This is a genomic window from Phyllobacterium sp. RCAM01083, from assembly GCF_055685835.1.
Genome location: NZ_JBVFZN010000005.1, coordinates 1,093,458 through 1,110,575 on the forward strand (window position 1 = coordinate 1,093,458; position 17,118 = coordinate 1,110,575).

At 57.2% G+C, this 17,118-nt stretch carries 23 protein-coding genes; 22 read left to right on the top strand and 1 reads right to left on the bottom strand.

Translation table 11 applies throughout. The annotated features are described in order from the left end of the window. The first annotated feature begins 11 nt into the window (after positions 1–11). The 19 genes from rplX to ACZ25R_RS12085 all read left to right on the top strand — a co-directional run bounded on the left by rplX (position 12) and on the right by ACZ25R_RS12085 (position 12,567). Entirely contained in the window at positions 12–326 is a 315-nt protein-coding gene (gene rplX, locus ACZ25R_RS11995; protein WP_105732691.1) for a 50S ribosomal protein L24, read from the top strand. Continuing rightward, positions 319–882: a 50S ribosomal protein L5 gene (gene rplE / locus ACZ25R_RS12000; RefSeq protein ID WP_223613267.1), complete on the top strand. Its 564-nt coding sequence runs from the start codon at positions 319–321 to the stop codon at positions 880–882. The genes rplX and rplE overlap by 8 nt, the downstream gene beginning before the upstream one ends. A 25-nt stretch (positions 883–907) precedes the next feature. After that, positions 908–1,213 carry a 30S ribosomal protein S14 gene (gene rpsN / locus ACZ25R_RS12005; RefSeq protein WP_223613268.1) on the top strand — a complete coding sequence of 102 codons (306 nt, stop codon included), beginning with the start codon at positions 908–910 and terminating at the stop codon, positions 1,211–1,213. A gap of 12 nt (positions 1,214–1,225) precedes the next feature. Beyond that, entirely contained in the window at positions 1,226–1,624 is a 399-nt protein-coding gene (rpsH, locus tag ACZ25R_RS12010; protein WP_091876988.1) for a 30S ribosomal protein S8, read from the top strand. A gap of 25 nt (positions 1,625–1,649) precedes the next feature. Continuing rightward, complete coding sequence (rplF, locus tag ACZ25R_RS12015) at positions 1,650–2,183, top strand: 50S ribosomal protein L6 (RefSeq protein WP_105732694.1); 534 nt, start codon at positions 1,650–1,652, stop codon at positions 2,181–2,183. A 12-nt stretch (positions 2,184–2,195) separates the two neighbouring features. After that, entirely contained in the window at positions 2,196–2,558 is a 363-nt protein-coding gene (rplR, locus tag ACZ25R_RS12020; RefSeq protein ID WP_105732695.1) for a 50S ribosomal protein L18, read from the top strand. 101 nt (positions 2,559–2,659) lie between these two features. Further along, a complete protein-coding gene (rpsE, locus tag ACZ25R_RS12025) occupies positions 2,660–3,223 on the top strand; it encodes a 30S ribosomal protein S5 (RefSeq protein ID WP_105732696.1) in 564 nt (187 codons plus the stop codon). A gap of 66 nt (positions 3,224–3,289) precedes the next feature. Continuing rightward, positions 3,290–3,490: a 50S ribosomal protein L30 gene (gene rpmD / locus ACZ25R_RS12030; protein WP_105732697.1), complete on the top strand. Its 201-nt coding sequence runs from the start codon at positions 3,290–3,292 to the stop codon at positions 3,488–3,490. Positions 3,491–3,510: 20 nt separating this feature from the next. Next, the gene (gene rplO, locus ACZ25R_RS12035) at positions 3,511–3,987 is read left to right on the top strand and encodes a 50S ribosomal protein L15 (protein ID WP_105732698.1); all 477 of its coding nucleotides are present in this window, start codon (positions 3,511–3,513) and stop codon (positions 3,985–3,987) included. A gap of 218 nt (positions 3,988–4,205) precedes the next feature. Next, positions 4,206–5,546 (top strand): preprotein translocase subunit SecY, encoded by a 1,341-nt coding sequence (gene secY / locus ACZ25R_RS12040; protein ID WP_223613270.1) that lies wholly within the window; start codon positions 4,206–4,208, stop codon positions 5,544–5,546. After that, complete coding sequence (locus ACZ25R_RS12045; RefSeq protein ID WP_105732700.1) at positions 5,543–6,193, top strand: adenylate kinase; 651 nt, start codon at positions 5,543–5,545, stop codon at positions 6,191–6,193. The genes secY and ACZ25R_RS12045 overlap by 4 nt, the downstream gene beginning before the upstream one ends. 211 nt (positions 6,194–6,404) lie before the next feature. Beyond that, the gene (rpsM, locus tag ACZ25R_RS12050) at positions 6,405–6,773 is read left to right on the top strand and encodes a 30S ribosomal protein S13 (protein WP_008124949.1); all 369 of its coding nucleotides are present in this window, start codon (positions 6,405–6,407) and stop codon (positions 6,771–6,773) included. 130 nt (positions 6,774–6,903) lie between these two features. Beyond that, positions 6,904–7,293, top strand: coding sequence for a 30S ribosomal protein S11 (rpsK, locus tag ACZ25R_RS12055; RefSeq protein WP_008124952.1), 390 nt, complete (start codon positions 6,904–6,906; stop codon positions 7,291–7,293). Positions 7,294–7,402: 109 nt separating this feature from the next. Next, a complete protein-coding gene (locus tag ACZ25R_RS12060; RefSeq protein ID WP_112526662.1) occupies positions 7,403–8,416 on the top strand; it encodes a DNA-directed RNA polymerase subunit alpha in 1,014 nt (337 codons plus the stop codon). A gap of 67 nt (positions 8,417–8,483) precedes the next feature. After that, entirely contained in the window at positions 8,484–8,912 is a 429-nt protein-coding gene (gene rplQ / locus ACZ25R_RS12065; RefSeq protein ID WP_223613272.1) for a 50S ribosomal protein L17, read from the top strand. 136 nt (positions 8,913–9,048) lie between these two features. Further along, positions 9,049–9,291, top strand: a complete 243-nt coding sequence (locus ACZ25R_RS12070) for a type II toxin-antitoxin system Phd/YefM family antitoxin (RefSeq protein ID WP_472461099.1) — start codon at positions 9,049–9,051, stop codon at positions 9,289–9,291. Next, entirely contained in the window at positions 9,291–9,713 is a 423-nt protein-coding gene (locus ACZ25R_RS12075) for a type II toxin-antitoxin system VapC family toxin (RefSeq protein ID WP_472461100.1), read from the top strand. Before ACZ25R_RS12070 ends, ACZ25R_RS12075 begins: the two co-directional genes overlap by 1 nt. 98 nt (positions 9,714–9,811) lie before the next feature. Further along, on the top strand, positions 9,812–11,239 hold the full coding sequence (locus ACZ25R_RS12080; protein ID WP_472461101.1) for a DegQ family serine endoprotease: 1,428 nt from the start codon (positions 9,812–9,814) through the stop codon (positions 11,237–11,239). Positions 11,240–11,256: 17 nt separating this feature from the next. Next, complete coding sequence (locus ACZ25R_RS12085) at positions 11,257–12,567, top strand: replication-associated recombination protein A (protein WP_472461102.1); 1,311 nt, start codon at positions 11,257–11,259, stop codon at positions 12,565–12,567. Positions 12,568–12,658: 91 nt separating this feature from the next. Here the strand turns inward: ACZ25R_RS12085 and ACZ25R_RS12090 are convergent, their stop codons facing one another. Further along, on the bottom strand, positions 12,659–14,437 hold the full coding sequence (locus tag ACZ25R_RS12090; protein WP_223613274.1) for a glucan ABC transporter ATP-binding protein/ permease: 1,779 nt from the start codon (positions 14,435–14,437) through the stop codon (positions 12,659–12,661). Positions 14,438–14,642: 205 nt separating this feature from the next. Between ACZ25R_RS12090 and crcB the strand changes: the two genes are divergently transcribed. The 3 genes from crcB (at position 14,643) to ACZ25R_RS12105 (ending at position 16,922) form a co-directional block, all read left to right on the top strand. Further along, a complete protein-coding gene (gene crcB, locus ACZ25R_RS12095; RefSeq protein WP_472461103.1) occupies positions 14,643–15,020 on the top strand; it encodes a fluoride efflux transporter CrcB in 378 nt (125 codons plus the stop codon). A 36-nt stretch (positions 15,021–15,056) separates the two neighbouring features. After that, the gene (locus ACZ25R_RS12100) at positions 15,057–16,046 is read left to right on the top strand and encodes an RluA family pseudouridine synthase (RefSeq protein ID WP_403174733.1); all 990 of its coding nucleotides are present in this window, start codon (positions 15,057–15,059) and stop codon (positions 16,044–16,046) included. Positions 16,047–16,127: 81 nt separating this feature from the next. Next, complete coding sequence (locus ACZ25R_RS12105) at positions 16,128–16,922, top strand: ATP12 family chaperone protein (RefSeq protein WP_472461104.1); 795 nt, start codon at positions 16,128–16,130, stop codon at positions 16,920–16,922. Positions 16,923–17,118 lie beyond the last annotated feature (196 nt).

Sequence of the window (17,118 nt, forward strand, 5' to 3'; positions counted from 1 at the left end):
AGGAGCAGACGATGCAGAAGATCCGTAAAGGCGACCGCGTTGTCGTTCTTGCTGGTAAGGACAAGGGCCGTACCGGCGAAGTAATCAAAGTTTTGCCGAAGGACGAGCAGGCGCTCGTTCGCGGCGTTAATGTTGTCAAGCGTCACCAGAAGCAGACACAGACCCAGGAAGCCGGCATCATTTCGAAAGAAGCGCCGCTCCATCTGTCGAACCTCGCGATCGCCGACCCCAAGGATGGCAAGCCGACCCGCGTTGGCTTCAAGGTTCTTGAAGACGGCAAGAAGGTACGTGTAGCAAAGCGCTCAGGAGACCTGATCGATGGCTAATACCAGTGCAAAGATCGAACCACGCTTGAAGAAGCAGTACCTGGAAGTGGTACGTAAAGACCTTCTCGAGCAGTTCAAATATGACAACGAGATGCAGATTCCCCGCATCACCAAAGTTGTTCTCAACATGGGCGTTGGCGAAGCTACGGCTGATTCCAAGAAGCCAACTGTCGCAGCTGAAGATCTGGCATTGATTGCTGGTCAGAAGCCGGTTATTACCCGGGCGCGTAATTCGATCGCTACCTTCAAGGTACGTGAGAATATGCCGATCGGCACGAAGGTTACCCTTCGTAAAGAGCGCATGTATGAATTCCTGGATCGCCTGATCACGATCGCGCTGCCGCGCGTTCGAGATTTCCGTGGTCTGAACCCGAAGAGCTTTGACGGTCGTGGCAACTTCGCCATGGGCATCAAGGAACACATCGTGTTCCCGGAGATCAACTACGATAAGGTTGATCAGATCTGGGGCATGGACATCATCGTTTGCACGACTGCAAAGACGGATGATGAAGCCCGCGCTCTCCTGCGCGCCTTCAACTTCCCCTTCCGGCAGTAACGGCAAGCGTAGCGAGGTATTTGAAATGGCAAAGACTAGCGCAGTCGAAAAGAACAAGCGCCGTGGTTTGCTCGTCAAGCAGTATGCTGCAAAGCGTGCCCGTTTGAAGGCAATCGTGATGAACCAGTCGCTTCCGCTGGATGAGCGCTTCCGCGCGACAATCCAGCTGGCAGAACTGCCACGGAATTCGACCAAGGTTCGCATTCGCAATCGTTGCGAAGTATCCGGTCGTCCACGCGGTTATTACCGCAAACTGAAAATGTCGCGTATCGCATTGCGCCAGCTGGGTTCGCTCGGCCAGGTGCCCGGCGTCGTGAAGTCGAGCTGGTAAGGGAGAAGACGGATGTCTATGACAGATCCTCTCGGCGATATGCTGACACGTATCCGCAACGCCATCATGCGCAAAAAGGGCAAGGTTTCCACACCTGCCTCCAAGCTGCGCGCACGCGTTCTGGATGTTCTGCAGTCTGAAGGTTATATCCGCGGATACAGCCAGGTAGATTTTGAAAACGGCAAGTCCGAGATCGAAATCGAGCTGAAGTATTTTGAGAACGTACCTGTAATCCGTGAGATTACCCGTATTTCGAAGCCAGGCCGTCGCGTTTACGTTTCGGTCAAGTCGATTCCGCAGGTTGCTAACGGTCTTGGTATTTCGATCCTGTCGACGCCGAAGGGCGTGATGGCAGACCACGAGGCACGTGAACAGAATGTCGGCGGCGAACTGCTCTGCCGTATATTCTAACCGCTGGCTTGAAAAGGTTTGAAAAATGTCTCGTATCGGTAAAAAACCAGTGGCAGTCCCGCCAGGCGTAACAGCCAGCGTTGACGGCCAGACCATTAAGGCCAAGGGCCCCAAAGGTGAACTGAGCTTTGTCGCCAACGACGAAGTTCTGGTCAAGTTCGAAGATAATGCCGTTCGCGTTGATCCGCGTGACAGCAGCAAGACCGCCCGGTCGAAGTGGGGCATGAGCCGCACGATGATCGTCAACATCTTCACAGGTGTTAAGGACGGTTTTGAAAAGCGCCTTGAGATCAACGGCGTTGGTTATCGTGCGGCCATGCAGGGCAAGAACCTGCAGCTGTCGCTCGGTTTCAGCCACGAAGTGATCTATGACGTACCAGCTGGCATCACAGTTGCTGTACCGAAGCCGACGGAAATCGTCGTCACGGGCATCGACAAGCAGCAGGTCGGCCAGGTCGCCGCTGAGATCCGCGAATATCGTGGTCCAGAACCCTACAAGGGCAAGGGCGTTAAATATGCGGGCGAGAAGATCGTTCGCAAAGAAGGTAAGAAGAAGTAAGGAATTCGTGTCATGGCATCGCCGAAAGAAATTATTCAGCGTCGCGCTGCGCGTGTTCGCCGCCAGCTCAAGGCGGTTGCCGGTGACCGTCCGCGGCTCAGCGTCCACCGTTCTTCAAAGAATATCTATGCGCAGATCATCGATGATGCGCGTGGACATACAATTGCATCCGCATCGACACTTGATCTTGACCTGAAGGGTCAGCTCAAGACCGGTGCAGACCAGGGTGCAGCAGCACTCGTCGGCAAGCTCGTTGCAGAGCGTGCTGTCAAGGCTGGCATCAAGGAAGTTGTCTTCGATCGTGGCGCCTACATTTACCATGGCCGCGTAAAGGCGCTTGCTGAAGCTGCTCGCGAAGCTGGTCTCAGCTTCTAAGGCAAGACATCCGAAATCCGGAACTGCAGGAGCTTGTCTCCTGCAAGCCGGATTTCGTTACTATCATTCGTGCTACCGGAAAAGAAAAAGGAATTAGGAGCATGGCACAGGAAAAACGGAACCGCGAGGATCGCGGCCGCAACGAAGAGCGCGATAGCGAATTCGTTGACAAGCTTGTTCACATCAACCGCGTCGCCAAGGTCGTCAAGGGCGGCCGGCGTTTTGGTTTCGCAGCTCTCGTCGTCGTTGGCGACCAGAAGGGTCGCGTTGGTTTCGGTCATGGCAAGGCGCGCGAAGTGCCGGAAGCCATCCGCAAGGCAACCGAATCCGCCAAGCGCGAAATGATTTTCGTACCGCTGCGTTCGGGCCGTACCCTTCACCACGATGTTGAAGGCCGTCATGGCGCCGGCAAGGTTCTGCTTCGTGCAGCCACAGCTGGTACAGGTATCATCGCCGGCGGTCCAATGCGCGCTGTCTTCGAGACACTGGGCGTACAGGACGTTGTTGCCAAGTCGCTCGGCTCGTCGAACCCATACAACATGGTTCGTGCGACATTCGATGCCTTGAAGCACCAGATGCACCCCAAGGACATCGCTGCCCAGCGCGGTATCAAGTACTCCACACTGCAGGCTCGTCGCCGCGACGTGGTCGGTTCGGAAGAATAGGCCAGAAGCTGGCGCAGCAGGGCAGGGATCTCGGTCCCGCTAGCTGTAGACTAAAGGATATAAGTCATGGTTGAGAAGAAGAAGGGTAAGACGGTTACGGTCGAACAGATCGGCAGCCCTATCCGCCGTCCGGCAGAACAGCGCGCAACGCTGATCGGCCTGGGCCTCAATAAGATGCATCGTCGCCGGGTTCTGGAAGATACGCCTTCCGTCCGTGGCATGATTGCGAAAGTTCAGCATCTCGTCCGCGTTGTGGACGAGGCTTAAGAACTCCGGAGATTGATCAAATGAAACTCAATGATCTGAGTGAAAACCCAGGCGCCACCAAAGCGCGCAAGCGCGTTGGCCGTGGTATCGGTTCCGGCTCCGGCAAGACTGCCGGTCGCGGTGTGAAGGGCCAGAAGTCGCGTTCCGGCGTTGCTATCAACGGCTTCGAAGGCGGCCAGATGCCGGTTTACCGTCGCTTGCCAAAGCGCGGCTTTACCAACATCTTCATGAAGAACTTCAATGAAGTATCCGTTGGCCGTATCCAGACTGCCATCGATGCCAAGAAGCTCGATGCCAAGGTTGCGATCACGATTGAAACCCTGAAGGCTGCCGGTGTTATCCGCCGCGCCAAGGACGGCGTTCGTCTGCTTTCCGGTGGTGATATCACAACTGCGGTAACGATCGAAGTTGCCGGTGCCTCCAAGGCCGCGATCGAAAAGATCGAAAAGGCTGGCGGTTCGGTCAAGCTTCCTGCTGTTGCAGCGGCTGCAGAATAATTCTATTGAATGAGCGGCGGCCCTCCGGGTCGCCGCTTGTATCTTGTCTTCCCCGATCATATTTACCAAAACAATCCCGCATCATTCTTTTGGTAAATATGATGGGTAAATCTTAGTGTTGATGCATTCCCTGCACGTTTTGGGAAAGCACGGCGCAGTAACGGCACATATCTGGGTAGGACCGTCAGTGCCTGACGGGCGCAGACCGGAGACTACTTATGGCATCAGCCGCTGAACAGCTCGCCTCCAATCTTAATTTCTCTGCTTTTTCCAAAGCTGAAGAGCTTAAAAAGCGCATCTGGTTTACACTTGGGGCATTGCTGGTTTACCGGCTTGGCACCTATATCCCGCTTCCGGGTATCAATCTCGGCGCCTATGCCCAGGCCTTCAACCATCAGGCGCAGGGCATCCTCGGCATGTTCAACATGTTCGCCGGCGGTGCCGTGGCCCGCATGGCGATTTTTGCCCTGGGCATCATGCCCTACATCTCCGCATCGATCATTGTTCAGCTGATGACCTCGGTCATCCCGGCTCTGGAACAGCTGAAGAAGGACGGAGAGCAGGGCCGCAAGGTCATCAATCAGTATACGCGCTATGGCACGGTGCTTCTGGCAACGGTGCAGGCCTATGCGATTGCCGTCGGCCTGCAGGGAAGTCAGGGTATTGTCACCAATCCCGGACCGTTCTTCCTGTTTTCCACCGTTATCACGCTCGTCGGCGGAACCATGTTCCTGATGTGGCTGGGCGAACAGATCACGGCGCGCGGTATCGGCAACGGTATTTCGCTGATCATCTTCTCCGGAATTGTCGCCAACCTGCCGCAGGCCATTTCCGGCACGCTGGAACTCGGCCGTACCGGCGCTCTGTCGACTCCGGTCATTCTGGCGATCATCATCCTGACCATTGCCGTCATCGGTATCATCGTCTTCGTCGAACGCGCACAGCGCCGCCTGCTGATCCAGTATCCGAAGCGCCAGGTCGGCAACCGCATGTTCCAGGGCGATACGTCACACCTGCCGCTGAAGCTCAATACAGCGGGTGTTATTCCTCCGATCTTCGCGTCGTCGCTGCTGCTGTTGCCTGCGACCATTGCCGGCTTCGCCAAGAGTGAAGGTCTTCCCGGCTGGGCGACGACGATCCTTTCCTCGCTCGGCCATGGCCAGCCGCTCTATATGGCGTCCTATGCCGCGATGATCGTGTTCTTTGCCTTCTTCTACACGGCGCTCGTCTTCAATCCGAAGGATACGGCCGACCAGCTGAAGAAGCATTCCGGCTTTATTCCCGGCATTCGCCCCGGCGAACGCACAGCCGAATATATCGACTACGTTCTGACCCGCATTACAGTTCTTGGCGCAGCCTATCTCGTGTTGATCTGCATGCTGCCGGAGTTCCTGATTTCCTGGGCTGGCGTTCCTTTCTATCTCGGCGGTACATCGCTGCTGATTGTCGTGAGCGTTACGCTCGATACGGTTGCACAGATCCAGGGTCACCTGATCGCGCATCAATATGAGGGGCTTATCAAGAAGTCTAAGCTCCGTGGAGGGAAGCGGAACAGATGAGATTAATACTTCTCGGACCACCGGGGGCAGGTAAGGGAACTCAGTCTCAGCGCTTGGTAGAAAAACTAGGGATACCGCAGCTCTCCACCGGGGACATGTTGCGGGACGCAGTCAAAGCCGGAACCGATGTCGGTTTGCGCGCCAAGGCTGTGATGGATGCCGGCAAGCTGGTATCCGACGAAATCGTCAATGCGATCGTTTCAGAGCGCATTGATCAGCCCGATGCAGCCAATGGCTTCATTCTCGATGGTTATCCGCGGACACTTGTCCAGGCGGATGCGGTCGAGCAGATGTTGTCGGACAAGGGATTTGAGCTGGACTGCGTCATCGAGCTCGAGGTCGACGACAATGTGCTCGTCGAGCGGATCTCGGGTCGATACACCTGTGCCAAGTGCGGTACCGGTTATCACGACACCAACAAGCAGCCCAAGGTACCGGGCGTATGCGACAAATGCGGTTCGACGGAATTCAAGCGGCGTCCCGATGACAATGCTGAAACGGTCCGCACGCGGCTCGAGGCTTACTACAAGCAAACTTCGCCTCTGATCGGCTATTACTACGCCAAGGGCAAGTTGAAGAAGGTCGATGGCATGGCGGACTTCGAAGAAGTCACCAAATCGATCGAAAAGATTTTGGCGGAACTTTAGTTTCCGACAAAAATGTACGGGAGGAGTTGACTTTTCGAAGCGATTCCTTCAAAGACGGCGGAAATTCGCTTGGATATGAAGCGATCGGCGCCGATCCGGTAAAGCAGGTTCGGGGCTGATCGTTTGTGTTTGTCCCGGATATCATTTTCATCCCGTCATCTGGCCGGTCGCGTTGACTGCCCAGCTCTGCCGGTTAACAAGGAGAACAGACGTGGCTCGTATTGCTGGCGTCAACATCCCGACGAACAAGCGCGTTGTTATCGCGCTTCAGTACATTCACGGGATTGGTCAAAAGTTTGCACAGGAAATCGTCGAGAAAGTCGGCATTCCTGCGGAGCGTCGTGTCAATCAGTTGACCGATGCCGAAGTCTTGCAGATTCGTGAAACGATCGACCGCGATTACCACGTTGAGGGTGATCTGCGTCGTGAAGTTTCGATGAACATCAAGCGTCTGATGGATCTGGGCTGCTACCGCGGTCTGCGTCATCGCCGCTCCCTGCCGGTTCGCGGCCAGCGTACGCATACCAATGCGCGTACCCGCAAGGGTCCTGCCAAGGCAATCGCCGGCAAGAAGAAGTAAGATCACGCCGGCGCGGTTCGCTGCGCCGGTTCTGCTGTTGCAGAGACAAGTGCTGGTTTCGCACTTTAACTGAAACCATGGTGGAGCCTCTGGAAATACGGAGGCGTCGAGATCAACTGAAAGGACTACTATGGCCAAGGAAGCCACACGCGTTCGCCGCCGCGAGCGTAAAAATATTTCGTCGGGCGTTGCCCACGTTAATTCGACATTCAACAACACGATGATCACCATCACGGATGCGCAGGGCAATGCGATTGCCTGGTCCTCCGCCGGTGCGCAGGGCTTCAAGGGTTCGCGTAAATCCACGCCTTTCGCTGCACAGATGGCTGCTGAAGATTGTGCCAAGAAGGCACAGGAACATGGCATGCGTTCGCTCGAAGTTGAAGTTTGCGGACCGGGCTCCGGCCGTGAATCGGCTCTGCGCGCGCTCCAGGCTGCTGGTTTCACGATCACGTCGATCCGCGATGTGACCCCGATCCCGCACAATGGCTGCCGCCCGCGCAAGCGTCGCCGCGTCTAATCTGTTTCGACAAGATTTGGCCGCATGAGCTGACATTCAGCTCCTCTGCGGTTTCCACGCTTCATTGCCACGATTGGATGGTGGCAAGGCAAGGATAGGGAAAAACTAGATGATCCAGAAAAACTGGCAAGAACTGATCAAGCCGAACAAGGTCGAGTTTCAGACCTCCGGCTCGAAGACAAAGGCAACGGTCGTCGCCGAGCCGCTTGAACGCGGCTTCGGCTTGACGCTCGGCAATGCTCTGCGCCGTGTGCTTCTGTCTTCGCTGCGCGGCGCTGCCGTGACTGCCGTACAGATCGATGGCGTTCTGCATGAATTCTCGTCGATCCCCGGCGTTCGTGAAGATGTGACGGACATCGTCTTGAACATCAAGGAAATCGCGATCCACATGGAAAGCGACGGTCCCAAGCGCATGGTCGTCCGCAAGGAAGGCCCAGGCGTTGTGACGGCTGGCGACATTCAGACGGTTGGCGATATCGAAATCCTCAATCCGGAACACGTTATCTGCACGCTGGACGAAGGCGCTGAAATCCGCATGGAATTCACCGTCAACACCGGCAAGGGCTACGTTCCGGCTGACCGCAACCGTGCAGAAGATGCGCCAATCGGCCTGATCCCGGTTGACAGCCTCTACTCACCGGTTCGCAAAGTATCGTACAAGATCGAAAACACCCGCGAGGGACAGGTTCTCGATTATGACAAGCTGATCCTTTCCATCGAGACCGATGGTTCGATCTCCGGCGAAGATGCCGTTGCCTACGCAGCACGCATCCTGCAGGACCAGCTGGCGATCTTCGTCAACTTTGACGAGCCGCAGAAGGAAGTACAGCAGGAACAGGTCACTGAACTTGCGTTCAATCCGGCTCTGCTCAAGAAGGTCGACGAACTCGAACTTTCCGTACGCTCGGCAAACTGCCTGAAGAATGATAACATCGTCTATATCGGCGATCTTATTCAGAAGACAGAAGCAGAAATGCTGCGCACACCGAACTTTGGTCGCAAGTCGCTGAACGAAATCAAGGAAGTTCTGGCTTCCATGGGTCTCCATCTCGGTATGGAAGTCCCATCCTGGCCGCCAGAAAACATTGAAGATCTCGCGAAGCGTTACGAAGACCAGTATTAATCCGGGCTCTGCCCGACAACCAAGCCCGGGCAATGAGCCCGAACTGAGAAATTGAAGGAGAAGGCTCATGCGCCACGGTAATTCAGGCCGCAAGCTTAACCGGACTGCCAGCCATCGTAAGGCGATGTTTGCCAATATGGCTGCATCATTGATTGAGCATGAGCAGATCGTTACAACGCTGCCCAAGGCCAAGGAAATTCGTCCAATCGTTGAAAAGCTTGTCACGCTCGGCAAGCGCGGTGATCTGCACGCTCGTCGTCAGGCCATTTCGGCGATCCGCGATGCCAAGCTCGTAGCAAAGCTGTTTGACACGCTTGCTCCGCGCTACGGTCAGCGCAACGGCGGTTACATCCGCATCATGAAGGCAGGCTTCCGCACCGGTGACAATGCACCGCTCGCCGTTGTCGAATTCGTTGATCGCGATGTCAGCGCCAAGGGTTCCAAGGATTTGGCCCGCGTTGCTGCCGAACAGGCAAACGAAGCCGAAGCCGCATAATCCAGCGCTTCCGCATCGATGATTTTGGGACAGGGGCCTTTGCAGGCCCCTTTTCTGTTTTTGCTCGACTTTCGCATCGTTGAAATCGGACTGTATTGACGCTATATATGACTAGTTAAATGGTCAGGAGAGCCCGATGGGTACAGTCAATCTTGTTGAAGCGAAAGCGCATCTCAGCGAATTGATCGATCAGGTCGAAGCGGGAGAGACCGTGCAGATTTTGCGCCGGGGTAAACTGGTAGCCCAACTGGTGCCAGCCGGCGCGCCGCGCAAACCGATCGATATAGCGGCATTGCGACAGCTCACGGAAAATATGCCGGAACAGCCGGTCTCGGGTGGTGACTTTGTCCGCGAGATGCGTGATCAAGACCGCTATTGATGCTTTACCTCGACACATCCGTTCTCGTCGCTGCGTTGACATCAGAAAGCCAGACAGCACGCGTGCTTGACTGGCTTGCAAGCCAGCACAACGAAAAAATGGCTGTGAGCGATTGGACAATCACCGAGTTCTCGTCAGCCTTGTCTCTCAAGGTGCGGACCGGGCAACTGCAGGTGCAGCATCGCAACAGTTCTCTTGCCGCCTTTCATCGTCTCGTGAGCGAATCCTTTGAAACATTGCCAATCACGGCATTGATGTTTCGGTCTGCTGCTCAGATCGCAGATCGCTATGTGTCAGGGGTAAGAGCGGGTGATGCGCTCCATCTGGCGGTTGCTATTCATCACGGCGCCACCATCTATACCCTGGACCGCAAATTTGCTGAAGCGGGCGAGAATATGGGCGCAATGACGAAGCTGCTTTGAATGTCTCAAATTTGCTTTGTTTCATGGCTGGTATCCGCGTTGAAATTCAGCACATTGGATTAACACGTTTTACTGATTCATCAGTTCGGGAGATCGACATGAGTTGTTCCAAAATCGCGCAATCGGCCCGGGCGCTGCTCGTCACCTCCGCACTCGTTTCCGCCATGATCGTCCCGGTGCATGCGCAGACGGCGGCTGATACGACAAAGCAGGTTCCGGCATCACGTGTGGATACACAATTGTCGTTTGCGCCGCTCGTCAAGCAGACTGCCGGAGCGGTCGTCAACGTCTATGCGGCGCGGGAAGTGCAGCAGCGTTCGCCCTTCGCCGGTGATCCGTTTTTCGAGCAGTTCTTTGGCGGCCAGTTCAATGGCCCGCCGCGCATCCAGTCATCGCTCGGTTCCGGCGTTATCGTCGACGCCTCGGGCATCGTGGTCACCAACAACCACGTCATCCGCGATGCGGAAACGGTCAAGATTGCCCTCTCCGATGGCCGCGAGTTTGAATCGCGCATTCTCCTGAAGGATGAATCGACGGATCTCGCCATCCTCAAGATCGAGGCCGGAGAGCAATTGCCGATCCTGCAGCTGGCGGATTCGGACAAGGTTGAAGTGGGTGATCTGGTTCTTGCCATCGGCAATCCCTTTGGCGTGGGCCAGACCGTCACCAGCGGCATCGTCTCGGCGCAGGCGCGTACCCGAGTGGGGATTTCGGATTTCGATTTCTTCATCCAGACGGATGCGGCGATTAATCCCGGCAATTCCGGCGGTGCGCTCATCGGCATGGATGGCAAGCTTGTCGGCATCAACACGGCGATCTTTTCCCGCTCCGGCGGTTCGGTGGGGATCGGCTTCGCCATTCCGTCGAACATGGTGCGGGCCGTGGTTGAAACGGCAAAGCAGGGCGGCGACAAGTTCGAGCGCCCCTATATCGGCGCGACCTTCCAGAACGTGACGTCCGATGTGGCCGAAGGCCTGGGCATGAAGCAGCCCTATGGCGCGCTCGTCACGAATGTTGCCAAGGATGGACCGGCTGAGAAAGGCGGACTGCAGGTTGGTGACGTGATTCTGGCGGTTGATGATTTCCGCATCGAGAATTTCGACGGCCTGGGCTACCGCCTGTCGACTGCCGGGATCGGCAAGACCGTCAAGCTCAATGTCTTGAGCCGGTCGAAGGAGAAGGTGATTTCCCTCGTTCTGGAAAAGCCGCGGCCGGACGATCCTGCCAACAAGACGGTGATCCAGGGCAAGAATCCGCTTTCCGGCGCGCAGGTCATCACACTCACGCCCAGCAGCGCGACAAGACTGCACCTGTCGGCGGAAACGACCGGCGTTGCGGTGGAGAAGATTTTTGCCAATACACCGGCAGCACGGATCGGCTTGCAGCCCGGCGATATCGTGCGCAAGGTCAATGGTCGCGATATTGCGACCGCCGCCGATCTGGCGACGGTGATGGCAACCAAGCCGGTCCTGTGGCGCTTTGAATTCGAGCGGGATGGTGCAATCATCCGGCAGATCATCCGATAGATGAGGCAGATGGGACAATGACGGATCTGTTTGCAGCAAAGGAGGATCCGGCTTCGGACCGGAGCAGGCCGCTTGCTGACCGTTTGCGTCCGCGCTCGCTTGGCGAAGTCACCGGTCAGGAGCACCTGACCGGACCGGAAGGCGCGCTGACGCGCATGATCGAATCCGGCTCGCTCGGTTCGATGATTTTCTGGGGACCGCCCGGAACGGGTAAAACCACCGTGGCGCGGTTGCTTGCGGGTGAGACCAATCTTGTCTTCGAACAGATATCGGCCATTTTTTCCGGTGTTGCCGACCTGAAGAAGGTTTTTGACATGGCCCGCGCCCGCAAAATGTCGGGCCGCCAGACCCTGTTGTTCGTCGACGAGATTCATCGATTCAACCGTGCCCAGCAGGATTCCTTTCTGCCTGTCATGGAAGACGGGACGATTGTGCTCGTCGGTGCGACCACGGAAAACCCGTCCTTCGAACTCAACGCCGCTCTCTTGTCCCGTGCGCGCGTCCTTGTGTTCCATCCGCACGACGAAGCCAGCCTGATGGCGCTGATGCAGCGCGCCGAGGAACATGAAGGCAAGCCGCTGCCACTGGACGAGGAGGCGCGGGCGAGCCTGGTGCGCATGGCGGACGGCGATGGCCGGGCGATCCTGACGCTGGCCGAGGAAGTCTGGCGCGCGGCCCGCACCGGCGAAATCTTCAATGTCGAGCGCGTTCAGCAGATCGTGCAGCGCCGCGCCCCCGTCTATGACAAGGGGCAGGACGGGCACTACAATCTGATCTCCGCCCTCCACAAATCCGTGCGCGGTTCCGATCCCGATGCGGCGCTGTATTATCTCTGCCGCATGTTCGATGCGGGAGAAGACCCGCTGTTTATCGGCAGGCGTCTGGTGCGGATGGCGAGTGAGGATATCGGGCTCGCCGATCCGCAGGCTCTGGTCATCTGCAATGCGGCCAAGGATGCCTATGACTATCTCGGTTCACCCGAGGGTGAACTCGCCCTGGCGCAGGCCTGCGTCTATCTGGCGACGGCTCCCAAATCGAACGCGGTCTATACGGCGTTTGCTGCGGCCATGCGCACGGCCAAGGAAAACGGCTCGCTTGTGCCGCCCAAGCACATTCTGAATGCGCCGACCAAGCTGATGAAGGGTGAGGGCTACGGCAAGGGGTATGCCTACGACCACGACCAGCCGGATGCATTTTCCGGGCAGAACTATTTTCCCGACGCGCTTGGCCGCCAGACCTTTTACAATCCGCCCGAGCGCGGCTTCGAACGCGAAATCCGCAAACGGATCGAATACTGGAACCGGCTGAGGGTCGAGCGCGGCGAATAGGCCGCGCCTGGCGTTTTCCGGTCCGGCTGGAATCAAGAAAAAGGCCGCTTCATTTGAAGCGGCCTTTTTATCGGGTTGATCATCTTCAGGCTTACGCGGCTTCCGGCGGCTTGCGCGGGAAGGGCGTGACGTTTGCCGTGTCATCATCCAGCTTCAGGCCGCCGGCCTTGAGCAGCGCCGTGAAGCGGCCGTTCTGGTGTGCCAGCTCGTCAAAGCTGCCGGACTCGACGATCTCGCCGTGATCCATGAAGAGCACGATGTCAGCGTCGCGAACCGTCGACAGGCGGTGGGCGATGATGAAGGTCGTGCGGTTCTGACACAGCTTGTCGACCGCCGCCTTGACGCGTGCCTCAGTTTCGACGTCAAGCGCACTGGTTGCCTCGTCGAGAACGAGGATCGGTGCATCCTTCAGGATGGCGCGGGCAATGGCAACACGCTGGCGTTCACCGCCGGAAAGCTGCGAACCGCGTTCACCAACCATCGTGTCGAAACCGGCTGACTTCGACAGGATGAAGTCGCTGGCATCGGCTGCTGCTGCCGCTGCCGCAACATCCTCGTCCGAAGCCTTCGGACGGCCGACGCGGATGTTTTCCTCGATGCTGCGGTTGAACATGCCTGCATCCTGAAACACCGTGGCGATTGCATTGCGCAACGAGCGGCGGCTGATCGTGCGGGTATCGATGCCATCGACAAGCACACGGCCTTCCTTGGGATCGTAGACGCGCTGCAGCACGTTGATCAGCGTCGTCTTGCCTGCGCCTGTCGGACCGACGATGGCGACCGTCTGGCCGGCTTTTGCCTTGAACGATACATTCTTCAGGCCCTGCGTGGACTTTGCAAATTCGAACGACACGTTCTGGAATTCGACTTCGCCGCTGATGTTGTCGAGGTCATGCACGGCCTTCGGTTCGGCCTGGTAGGCGGCGGAATCTTCCATTTCGTAGAAGTCTTCCAGCTTGGCGCGGGCAGCAAAGATCTGGTTCACAAAGGCGCTGAGCTGGTCGAGACGGCCGATGAGCAGGGCGGCGAAGCCGGTGAAGGCAACAACCTGGCCGACATTCATCTGGTTGTGCATGACGAAATAGGAGCCGAGGAACAGGATGACGACCATCGAAATGATGGAGGCCATGCGGTTGATACCGGCGGCCAGGGCCCACCAGTTGAGAACCGGATACTGAGAGTCCAGCAACTGCTTTGTATAGGACTGCAAGGCACGGGTTTCTTCGTCGATGCGGTTATAACTCTGCAGGACGGAGATATTGCCCATGGAGTCGGTCACGTGGCTGAATGCCTTGATATGATGACGCTCGACCTGAGCCTGACCGTCTTTGGTCTTGGCCGTGACAACGCGGCTGACGATGACATAGATGACGCCAAGCACGGCCAGAACCGAAGCGAGGCGCCAATCCTGGGCCAAAGCCAGCGGAACAAGCCCGACCAGAGCAACGGTGGTGGCAAGGTGCGTGCGCATGAATTCAAGCCAGAGGCTGAACAGGGTTTCAATCGCGCGCAGAAGGGTGTGCATGGCGTTGGATGTGCCGCGCTGATGATGCCATGCGAGCGGCATGCTGATCACGCGGTTGTACGATTCCGTCAGCACCGACAGTTTGCGGCGATGCGCAAGCCGGTCCGCTTCACGCGAAACCAGAACATTGGCGACGATATGGAACAAACCAACACCAGCGAGCTGGCTCAGAGGCGGCCATATGGCTGTCTTGGTCGAGATGGCCTGAATGACGCGGCCCACAAGTACGGGCTCAAACAGCATGGTCAGGGCCAACGCAACGTTGACCAGGCAGATAAACGTGGTTGCACGCTTTTCCGCCCCAAGATATTGGAGAGATTTCCAATAGATCTGTATCAATGACACTTTGCCACTCCGCTCGTTATGCCCGCTTCTGCGCACATTCCTCAATTTTTGACTCTGCATGAGGTGCTTGTGCGCTGCAATATTCAATGCTCTAAAGTTGTGTCAGTTCCGCGTCTGTTCAAGGAACATTTTTCTACGTTTGTTAACGTCCCGTGATGAGTCAAATATTTGACTTCATAGAATAAACTGCCGGAGGTGAGGCAAAGTGAACGCAATATTACTGGTTGCATCAGGCGGAGCTATCGGTTCGGTTGCCCGATATCTCGTCGGCGTGCTGATGACCCGGATTTTTGGCATGGCTTTTCCCTGGGGAACGCTGACCGTGAATGTGGCTGGCGGATTGCTGATGGGCCTGTTCATTGAGCTTCTGGCCCGGCGTTTCAACGGTTCCACCGAGCTGCGCCTGTTTGTTGCGGTTGGCATTATGGGAGGCTTCACCACCTTTTCCTCATTCTCGCTCGATGTTGCGCTGCTGTGGAACCGCGGAGAAGCACTTTTCACGCTGATTTATGTGCTTGCGAGCGTCATCTTGAGCATTGGGGCGTTGTTTTTCGGATTATGGCTCGCAAGAGCGTTCGCTTAGTGCTAAGCGCATGCCTGATTAGACAAGGTATGACTTATGGCAGTGGTAGAGCAGAAGACAGTTGACACCGGCGAAGCGGAAATGCGCCTCGACCGATGGTTCAAGGTACATTATCCGGGATTGGGCTTCGGACACCTGCAGAAATTGCTGCGGTCCGGGCAGATCCGGGTGGATGGCTCGCGCGCCAAGTCCGATACGCGGCTGCAGGCTGGCCAGACTGTGCGCATTCCGCCATTGCAGGTGGACGCCAAGGCCGAAGGCCAGCATCTGACCGGCAAAAGCATTCGCGGCCGGGAAGATGGTGACGTCCTCTCCCAGATGCTGCTCTACGAAGATCCCAAGGTTTTCGTGTTCAACAAGCCGGCTGGCTTGGCGGTGCAGGGCGGTTCCGGCGTCAATCGCCATGTGGACGACATGCTCGAAGCCTGGCGCAACAAGAAGGGTGAAAAACCCAGGCTTGTGCACCGGCTTGACCGCGATACGTCGGGCGTTCTCGTGGTTGCGCGCACGCGCGGTGCCGCGCAGGCTTTGACCGCGGCGTTCCGCGAGCGCGAAACCAAGAAAACCTACTGGGCACTGGTCAAGGGTATTCCACGCAAGCGCGAGGACAAGATCACGACCTGGCTGGTCAAGGAAACAACGCCCGATGGCGACCGGATGCGCGTTGCCCAGCACGGGGAGCCGGACTCCGATCATGCGGTTTCCTATTACCGGGTGATCGAATCTGCCGGGCAGGTGCTGACCTGGCTGGAAATGGAGCCCTATACGGGCCGCACGCATCAGTTGCGCGTCCACGCCGCCCATATCGGCTGCCCGATCATCGGCGATCCCAAATATTTCGAGGCCGACACCAACTGGTCTTTCCCCGGCGGCATCCAGAACCGCCTGCATCTGCACGCGCGCCGCATCCGCATTCCCAATCCGTCGGGCGGGATCATCGATGTCACGGCACCACTGCCACCGCATATGGTGCAGACGTGGAACCTTCTGGGTCTCGACGAAAGTGACGGCGACGAAGAGAATTAGAACAGGCCGATTGCAAGGTGTGACTGTCGGCCGGGAAAATCGGCGGTTGCAGCAATCCGGCAAGGCATACGGACGATGACGATGAACAATGACCTTTTCAACATGGACACGCCGGACGGTCCGTCGGATGCAGATCCGGTGCGCCGGGCGCAGGTCCAGTCGAACCTGCCGTTTCCCAAACGGTTTTACAACGCAGTCGCGGTTGTCGAGCGGGATGGTCAGTTTGCCGTTGAACTGGACGGCAAACGCGTCAAGACGCCGGCACGGCAGGATCTGCTGCTGCCAGACCGCGCTTTGGCACAGATGATTGCCGATGAATTCGCCGCGCAGGACAAGGATATCGTCCCGGCGCGCATGCCTGCCACTCGTCTGGCCAACACAGCGATCGATGGCATTGTCAGCGATCCCCAGGTCGTGCTGGAGGACGTGCTGCGTTTCGCCTCTTCGGACATGCTGTGCTACCGCGCGGGTTCGCCCGAACGGCTGGTCAAGCGCCAGACGGAACTCTGGGATCCCATTATCGATTGGGCCGCCTCCGATCTCGGCGCACGTTTCGTCCTTGCCGAGGGCGTCATGCATGTGGAACAGCCGCGCGAGACGCTAGCCGCGCTCGGCGTGCATCTCGGACAATTCAGGGATGCCTTTACCGTTGCCGCCCTGCACACGATCACGACTCTGACCGGATCAGCCATTCTGGCGCTTGCCGTGGCAAAGGGCCGTATTACCGGCGACGAAGCCTGGACATTGGCGCATGTCGATGAAGACTGGACCATCGAGCAGTGGGGCGAAGATGCGGAAGCATCAGCCCGGCGGGCTTTGCGTGAGCGCGAGATGATCGCCGCCGTGAAGGTGCTTCAGGCGCTCTCCGGCTCTTAATCAAAGAAGCCGAATTTTCATCCAAGATCTATCAGAACTTTCCCGTATCGCGTTGATTCAACTGTACGTTTATTGCTTTCACCAGACCTGAGCGCAATAATTTCAATACAGGGTTTCAAGGGCGAAGCAGCAAGCACTGAGCAAGCAGTGCATCGAGAAGACGGGCCTCTCGACCATGGCAATGGCCTTGCCTTTG

What these genes read in the sequence shown, in the direction of transcription:
- rplX (WP_105732691.1), top strand. Translation starts at nt 12, where the DNA reads ATGCAGAAGATCCGTAAAGGCGACCGCGTTGTCGTTCTTGCTGGTAAG.
- rplE (WP_223613267.1), top strand. Translation starts at nt 319, where the DNA reads ATGGCTAATACCAGTGCAAAGATCGAACCACGCTTGAAGAAGCAGTAC.
- rpsN (WP_223613268.1), top strand. Translation starts at nt 908, where the DNA reads ATGGCAAAGACTAGCGCAGTCGAAAAGAACAAGCGCCGTGGTTTGCTC.
- rpsH (WP_091876988.1), top strand. Translation starts at nt 1,226, where the DNA reads ATGTCTATGACAGATCCTCTCGGCGATATGCTGACACGTATCCGCAAC.
- rplF (WP_105732694.1), top strand. Translation starts at nt 1,650, where the DNA reads ATGTCTCGTATCGGTAAAAAACCAGTGGCAGTCCCGCCAGGCGTAACA.
- rplR (WP_105732695.1), top strand. Translation starts at nt 2,196, where the DNA reads ATGGCATCGCCGAAAGAAATTATTCAGCGTCGCGCTGCGCGTGTTCGC.
- rpsE (WP_105732696.1), top strand. Translation starts at nt 2,660, where the DNA reads ATGGCACAGGAAAAACGGAACCGCGAGGATCGCGGCCGCAACGAAGAG.
- rpmD (WP_105732697.1), top strand. Translation starts at nt 3,290, where the DNA reads ATGGTTGAGAAGAAGAAGGGTAAGACGGTTACGGTCGAACAGATCGGC.
- rplO (WP_105732698.1), top strand. Translation starts at nt 3,511, where the DNA reads ATGAAACTCAATGATCTGAGTGAAAACCCAGGCGCCACCAAAGCGCGC.
- secY (WP_223613270.1), top strand. Translation starts at nt 4,206, where the DNA reads ATGGCATCAGCCGCTGAACAGCTCGCCTCCAATCTTAATTTCTCTGCT.
- ACZ25R_RS12045 (WP_105732700.1), top strand. Translation starts at nt 5,543, where the DNA reads ATGAGATTAATACTTCTCGGACCACCGGGGGCAGGTAAGGGAACTCAG.
- rpsK (WP_008124952.1), top strand. Translation starts at nt 6,904, where the DNA reads ATGGCCAAGGAAGCCACACGCGTTCGCCGCCGCGAGCGTAAAAATATT.
- ACZ25R_RS12060 (WP_112526662.1), top strand. Translation starts at nt 7,403, where the DNA reads ATGATCCAGAAAAACTGGCAAGAACTGATCAAGCCGAACAAGGTCGAG.
- rplQ (WP_223613272.1), top strand. Translation starts at nt 8,484, where the DNA reads ATGCGCCACGGTAATTCAGGCCGCAAGCTTAACCGGACTGCCAGCCAT.
- ACZ25R_RS12070 (WP_472461099.1), top strand. Translation starts at nt 9,049, where the DNA reads ATGGGTACAGTCAATCTTGTTGAAGCGAAAGCGCATCTCAGCGAATTG.
- ACZ25R_RS12075 (WP_472461100.1), top strand. Translation starts at nt 9,291, where the DNA reads ATGCTTTACCTCGACACATCCGTTCTCGTCGCTGCGTTGACATCAGAA.
- ACZ25R_RS12080 (WP_472461101.1), top strand. Translation starts at nt 9,812, where the DNA reads ATGAGTTGTTCCAAAATCGCGCAATCGGCCCGGGCGCTGCTCGTCACC.
- ACZ25R_RS12085 (WP_472461102.1), top strand. Translation starts at nt 11,257, where the DNA reads ATGACGGATCTGTTTGCAGCAAAGGAGGATCCGGCTTCGGACCGGAGC.
- ACZ25R_RS12100 (WP_403174733.1), top strand. Translation starts at nt 15,057, where the DNA reads ATGGCAGTGGTAGAGCAGAAGACAGTTGACACCGGCGAAGCGGAAATG.
- ACZ25R_RS12105 (WP_472461104.1), top strand. Translation starts at nt 16,128, where the DNA reads ATGAACAATGACCTTTTCAACATGGACACGCCGGACGGTCCGTCGGAT.